This window comes from Psychrobacter sp. M9-54-1, from assembly GCF_016613355.1.
Classification (GTDB): Bacteria; Pseudomonadota; Gammaproteobacteria; order Pseudomonadales; family Moraxellaceae; genus Psychrobacter; species Psychrobacter faecalis.
Window position 1 is genome coordinate 1 of record NZ_JADGFW010000028.1, and the last position, 6,171, is coordinate 6,171.

At 43.6% G+C, this 6,171-nt stretch carries 6 protein-coding genes; 2 read left to right on the plus strand and 4 right to left on the minus strand.

Annotated elements, in window-relative coordinates; all coding sequences use genetic code 11:
- The first annotated feature begins 315 nt into the window (after positions 1-315).
- Complete coding sequence (locus IQ457_RS11315) at positions 316-1,569, plus strand: TerD family protein (protein WP_200663342.1); 1,254 nt, start codon at positions 316-318, stop codon at positions 1,567-1,569.
- 108 nt (positions 1,570-1,677) lie between these two features.
- On the opposite strand, the gene IQ457_RS11320 is transcribed toward IQ457_RS11315, so the two are convergent.
- The 3 genes from IQ457_RS11320 to IQ457_RS11330 all read right to left on the minus strand — a co-directional run bounded on the left by IQ457_RS11320 (position 1,678) and on the right by IQ457_RS11330 (position 3,947).
- Positions 1,678-2,286: a TerD family protein gene (locus tag IQ457_RS11320; protein WP_200663344.1), complete on the minus strand. Its 609-nt coding sequence runs from the start codon at positions 2,284-2,286 to the stop codon at positions 1,678-1,680.
- Positions 2,287-2,424: 138 nt separating this feature from the next.
- Entirely contained in the window at positions 2,425-3,177 is a 753-nt protein-coding gene (locus IQ457_RS11325) for a TIGR00266 family protein (protein ID WP_068408074.1), read from the minus strand.
- Between the two features lie 194 nt (positions 3,178-3,371).
- Positions 3,372-3,947, minus strand: coding sequence for a TerD family protein (locus IQ457_RS11330; RefSeq protein ID WP_068408073.1), 576 nt, complete (start codon positions 3,945-3,947; stop codon positions 3,372-3,374).
- A 327-nt stretch (positions 3,948-4,274) separates the two neighbouring features.
- Here IQ457_RS11330 and IQ457_RS11335 point away from each other — a divergent pair, with 327 nt between their 5' ends.
- A complete protein-coding gene (locus IQ457_RS11335) occupies positions 4,275-4,934 on the plus strand; it encodes a 7-cyano-7-deazaguanine/7-aminomethyl-7-deazaguanine transporter (protein WP_200663346.1) in 660 nt (219 codons plus the stop codon).
- A 145-nt stretch (positions 4,935-5,079) separates the two neighbouring features.
- On the opposite strand, the gene IQ457_RS11340 is transcribed toward IQ457_RS11335, so the two are convergent.
- A complete protein-coding gene (locus IQ457_RS11340) occupies positions 5,080-6,141 on the minus strand; it encodes a DUF475 domain-containing protein (RefSeq protein ID WP_200663348.1) in 1,062 nt (353 codons plus the stop codon).
- Positions 6,142-6,171: the final 30 nt, after the last annotated feature.

Sequence of the window (6,171 nt, forward strand, 5' to 3'; positions counted from 1 at the left end):
TTATTACCCCAGCATACTTTTTGATACACCATCAAAATTTATAGAGTGCAACAACTAGAATTGAGTCTTGAAGAGGGTCAGTCGTTCAGCGCGTTATCATATTACCTAAAATAGAGGCTATTATATACAAATGCTAAGCGTTATAAATGCTGCTAACAAAATAGCATTAAGGATTTGTAAAAATGTTTTTGCCGGCTGGTTAACGCTTTGTTGAACGGGCGTGCGCTGTAAAAATCAGCTGTTATCCATGCTACTATAGGGCGATAGCCAACAGCATCCATATCAACAAATAATAAATAACCTAAAGGATAAATGATGAGTCAACCTCAACAACTGATTGCTGGTGCCAATGCGCCGCTGCCAACGGACAATATCAGCATCCGTATTTTAAGCCAAAGCGCCATCGATTGCGCCGCTTATCGCCTGACCACTAACGGTAAAGTACGCGGCGATGGCGACATGATATTTTATGGGCAGACGCGTAGCGATGATGGCAGTGTAAGTTTCCGTGGACATGATAGCGATGGATTTTTTGATATTAATTTACCTGCGCAGCCAGCAAGTATCGAGAAGATAGCCCTTGCGTTTTCTAGTGCGCAAACGCTTGCGCAAGTCGGTGACGTAGATATTCAGGTTCTAAAAGGCAGCCAAGTGCTGATGACTTGCCAATTAGCTGCCGCCGGTCGTAATGAAAAAGCCATTATTTTAGCAGAGTGTTACCGTCGCCAAGGCAGTTGGAAATTCCGTTTTATCGCCCAAGGTTTTGAAGGTGGCTTAAAGCCGTTGTCTGAGCATTTCGGTGTTGAGATTGCCGATGAAGCGCCAGCTCAAGCTCAACCAATCAATACGCAAAAGCCAATCAATACGCAAAAAGCGGGTAGTGCGCCGCAAACAACTACGCCGCCGCCAATTCCTAGCGCTGCTCAAAATCCGTCAATTAATCTCAGTAAAATCACCTTAACCAAGAACCAATCTAGCATCAATCTAAAGAAACGCGATGATTTTGGTAAAATCTCTGTCAACCTTAACTGGAATCAGCGCCCAAATAGCGATAAATCAGCCCCCAAAAAAGGCTTGCTTAGCGATTTATTTAAACAGCATAAGGCGGGCGGTATTGACCTTGATGTCGGGGCGATGATTCATCTGAAAAATGGTGAAAAAACGCTGATTCAGGCCTTGGGCAATCGCTTTGGTAATTTACAATCAGCGCCTTATGTGTTGCTCCGTGCCGATGATAGAACCGGACAAGTCAGCGGCGGTGAGTGGCTCGATATCAACGGGCAACAGTGGTCGCAGATTGAAGAAGTCTTTATCTTTGCTTTTATTTACGAAGGCGTACCAAATTGGGCGCAAACCGATGGCGTCGTGACCATTCATGTACCCGAGCAGCCACCGATTGAAACTCGTTTGACAGAAGGCACAGGTAACTTGCCCATGTGTGCGATTGCGCGTCTGGTCAATCAAAATGGCAGTATTAATGTTGAGCGGATCAATCAATACTTTAAAGGTCATCAAGAAATGGACAAAGCCTTTAATTGGGGCTTCAGCTGGAAGCGTGGTAGTAAATAAGGCTTTTTGATAATAAAGTATAATTTAAAAAAACAGCCCGTCTATTTATATAGATGGGCTGATTGCTTATAGATTACTAAAACTCTTAATTAAGATTGCTTAACCTATTTACGCATGCGGCGTGATAGCAGGCATCAAGTCATGAAAGGTACGTCCAGAAGCAGTTTCGCCAATGGCATGCATTTTCCACTCGTTATTATGACGATAGACTTTTGCCATAATCATTGCGGTGTGTCCACCTTGCGCTGATAAATTGTAGCGGGCAACTTCCTGATTGTTATTGGCATTGACGATACGGCAAAAAGCGTTTTCTACCGTTTCAAAGGTCTGACCAGTAAAGCTATTGACCGTAAAAACCAGTGACACTACGTTTGCTGGCACTCTTGATAAATCAACGTTAATGACTTCGTCGTCGCCGTCGCCGTCACCTGTGCGGTTGTCGCCCGTATGGACGATGCTGCCATCTTTTGATTTTAGCTGACTGAACCAAATCGCATCGACCGCTTGTTTATTGGCATCAAACATAATGCATGAAGCGTCTAAATCGATCGAGTCGCCGCCCGTACCGCCGCCGAATAACTTGCCTAAAAAGCCGCCTTTTTTCTCTTGCTGGCCTTGGAAAACATCCCAGCCTAAACCCAATTTTACTTGCGTAAGCTCGCCACCAGCTTCTTTGCTGAGGGAGATTTTTTGACCCTTTTGTAGACTAACTGCCATGGTAAAATCCTTATAATAATTGTGAGGGGATTAATGAATTTTTAGTGCTTAATTTCTACGCTGTTTTAGTGCTTCATTTCTGCACTGCTTTAGAGCTTCAATCTTGGCGATAACTTTAATGATAAAATGCAACTTCAATTATAAAATGTTATCTAAAAAACCACCGCTGCCACCGCGACCGCCTGAGCTAGTACCCAAAATGCTTTGTAACCAGCCTTGATAGCTGTCACGATTGCGCGAGCAGATAATAACTTTGCCCGTTCCTGAGAAGTTTAAAACCATGCCTTCGCCGCTGGTGACCGAGTTGATAATATTGCTCATGATGCCTTTTTTTTTGCTGGTCGATACCGAAAGCTTATAATCAAGGTTTGAATCCCAGCAGACCACGTGGCCATTATCAATGATGACGTCTTTATCAGGCGTCACATCAATCTCAAATAGCGAACCAAAACCAGAAACGACAACTTGGCCTTGACCTTGGGTTTGCATCACCATAAAGCCGCCGGTATCACCAAAGACCGCGCCGCCGAGGTTACGCTGGATATTGGCTCTGATATCGACGCCAGTTTGTGCGGCAACGAACGCGCCATCGCTCAAGGTATATTGCTGCGCGCCGCAATCGATGATTTGCATATCGCCATCAAGCGTCGGTGCTAGCAGACAATCACCTTCACCATTGACGGCTTCAATCTGCTGTTGGAATAAGGATTCATCGTTGGCAAAGCGGCGCATCAGTGACTGCATGAGACCGCCTTGTAGCTTACCTTTAAGCTCAAGGTTCGACTCCATCATCACCATGGCATTGGCTTCACAATAAATCGAATCGCCTTTTTTTAAGTTACAATGCAAAAAAGGTTCAATGGTGCCGATTAAGCTAAACGTCGCTGCCATGGGGTGCAAATCCTTATTCTAATGTCTTAAATGTTTTTTTATAAAAATGTGCGTTTCAATTTAACTGGGTCAATTACATTTAAAGCCATCAAATGCTATGAATAGGCACACTTGATGGCTTATTAACTATCGCAATCAAATAGTCGATTGCGATAGTGGTTTCGGTAGTCGTCTTACAAACATCTTATAGAGCGTTAAACGTTAACGCCATAAGAAGAGGCTAATGGGCCTAGACCACCACTAAAGCCTTGACCAACAGCGCGGAATTTCCAGTCGCCGTTATGACGATATAACTCACCAAAAATCATCGCCGTCTCAGTGCTACCATCTTCTGATAGGTCATAACGGGCGATTTCGGCTTGACCATTATCATTGACCACACGGATATAAGCGTCGCCGACTTGACCAAAGTTTTGGTTACGCGCTTGACCTTCATAAATGATGGCGCAGATAGCGACTTTGCTGACGTCAGCTGGGATGCTGGCAAGGTTGATTTTGATTTTTTCATCATCACCGTCGCCTTCGCCCGTACGGTTGTCGCCTGTGTGCTCAACCGCGCCGTTGTCCGACTTTAGATTGTTAAAGAAAATAAAATCTTGGTCATTACGCACTTTGCCTGCTTCGTTTACCAAAAAGGCAATGGCGTCTAAGTCAAATTCTTGACCGTCAGTAGCGCGTGGATCCCAGCCAAGACCAACGGTAATGTTGGTTAAGCCTGGGGCTTCTTTTGATAAGTTTACGTTGCCGCCTTTTGTTAAGCTAATAGCCATATAAATATCCTTTGGATTAATAATTAAGTGGATTTGATTTTATAAAATAAAAATAGGGCAGTCATGCTATTTGGATGTAAGTATTTCAGCGTAAAAAGGTCAATAAATCGACCTGTACGCCATAACCTGCCTATCATTACGTTTTACTATACTAAGCGTTTGCTTACTAAGCAAGGCGTATTTTGTGTGCCTATCTGACAGTTATATTTTTGCTTATATAAGAGGATGTTACGAGCATGTCTGACCTATTTTAGCTATTTATCTTATTATCATTTATAATAGCGCGCTCAGGTTCCCTCCACCCTGACTCAAAAAAAGGCCTCCTTTATGAATACCTGTACCATTTCGACCAATCCCGCTTCATCCATTCGTTACAGCCGTGCTTTATTTTGGCTTGTCAGCCTGCATATCTTTATCATCGCCATTAGTAATTATTTAGTGCAAATACCGGTCGGGCTATTTGGCTTTATTACGACATGGGGGGCCGTTACTTTTCCTTTTATCTTTTTGATTACAGATTTGACCGTACGCATCTTTGGTCAACATCTCGCTAGACGCATTATTTTCTTTGCCATGCTGCCAGCGCTCGCCATTTCTTACTATTTTTCGGTGGTATTTGCTGATGGACAGTTCGTCGGTCATGAGCATCTGCTCGATTTTAATTTATTTGTCTTTCGCATTGTCCTCGCCAGCTTTAGTGCTTACGTCATTGGACAGCTGTTAGATATCAAAGTCTTTAATAAGTTACGCCAGCTTAAAACGTGGTGGATTGCACCCCTGGCATCGACGTTTATTGGCAATCTGGTCGATAGCTTCTGCTTTTTTGCCATCGCTTTTTATAAAAGCCCAGACCCTTTTATGGCGACGCACTGGGTTGAGATTGGCGCGATGGACTATCTGTTTAAGATAGTGATGGGCGTGCTTATCTTTTTACCTTTATATGGTGTGATATTGGCAAAACTACAAAAGATGCTCGCTGATAAGTAGAGCAAAAATTAACAGCCTAAGCTAATCCCTGCTCACAATTCTATTCTTCATAGCCACTATAAAAAACAGGTCATAACCAATATTGGTGATGACCTGTCATGGAACAACTTAACTGAGTCTAATGCTTACACTTAAAATTACGACGTTATTCAAGCGCTTGGCGTTTGCGATAATTGAGTGACGCGACAAACGCCCAACCAATAAAGGCAATACCAATCAGACCAGTGATAATCTCTGGTACATGGAATTTCACCGACAATAGCATAATAATGGCTAGAGCGCCGATGGCATAATGCGCGCCATGTTCGAGATAGACAAACTCATCAAGCGTGCCTTTATCGACTAAGAAAATAGTCATCGAACGCACGAACATCGCACCGATTGCTAGACCGAGCATAATCACGATAACGTCATTGGTAATCGCAAAGGCGCCAATCACACCATCGAAACTGAATGACGCATCAAGGACTTCTAGGTATAAGAAGCCGATAATACCCCCTTTCATAATCGCACTGGTCGCTGCTGCACCTGAGCCAGCTTCAGCGTTTTCTAAGTCTTCTTCGAGGTCACCTTCTAGCATACCCGAGACCACTTGTACGCCAAGATATACCAAGATACCCCAAACGCCTGCAATCAATACCGCGGCTGACTGCTCAGGGTCAGCAAATGATACGGCAATCATCAACACGATAAGCGCGACAAAGACGCTCATGGCATCTACTTTGCCAAGCTTTGCCAAACGGCTTTCAAGCCAATCAAACCAATGTACTTCTTTATCATCAAAGATAAAGTTTAAGAAGACGAGCAATAAGAAGATACCACCAAAGGCTGAGATTTCAGCATGGTGTGCCAATAGTCTGGCTGAGTATTCTTTAGGATCGTTTAAGGCCAAATCGACCACTTGCATAACCCCAAGGTCAGCCGTCACTGCTACGATAACGATTGGGAATACCAAGCGCATCCCAAATACAGCAACTAAAATACCAACAGTTAAAAATATCTTTTTCCAAAACTCGTCCCAGCCTTTGAGGACTGAGGCGTTGACCACCGCATTATCAAAGGATAATGAAATCTCCATGACGGCCAAAATAGCGGTAATAGATAAGGTGGTTATCATACCGCCTATACCGCCGTGTGAATATCCCCACCATGCCGCGACTGCTAGGGCAATAACGGTGAAGATAAAGTCTAAATAAAAATGTCTCATGACATATCCTGTCTGGTTGCATAAAGCTAA

Excerpts from the sequence above, each read along its gene's own strand:
- IQ457_RS11315 (WP_200663342.1), top strand. The coding sequence starts at position 316 with ATGAGTCAACCTCAACAACTGATTGCTGGTGCCAATGCGCCGCTGCCA.
- IQ457_RS11320 (WP_200663344.1), bottom strand. The coding sequence starts at position 2,286 with ATGGCAGTTAGTCTACAAAAGGGTCAAAAAATCTCCCTCAGCAAAGAA.
- IQ457_RS11325 (WP_068408074.1), bottom strand. The coding sequence starts at position 3,177 with ATGGCAGCGACGTTTAGCTTAATCGGCACCATTGAACCTTTTTTGCAT.
- IQ457_RS11330 (WP_068408073.1), bottom strand. The coding sequence starts at position 3,947 with ATGGCTATTAGCTTAACAAAAGGCGGCAACGTAAACTTATCAAAAGAA.
- IQ457_RS11335 (WP_200663346.1), top strand. The coding sequence starts at position 4,275 with ATGAATACCTGTACCATTTCGACCAATCCCGCTTCATCCATTCGTTAC.
- IQ457_RS11340 (WP_200663348.1), bottom strand. The coding sequence starts at position 6,141 with ATGAGACATTTTTATTTAGACTTTATCTTCACCGTTATTGCCCTAGCA.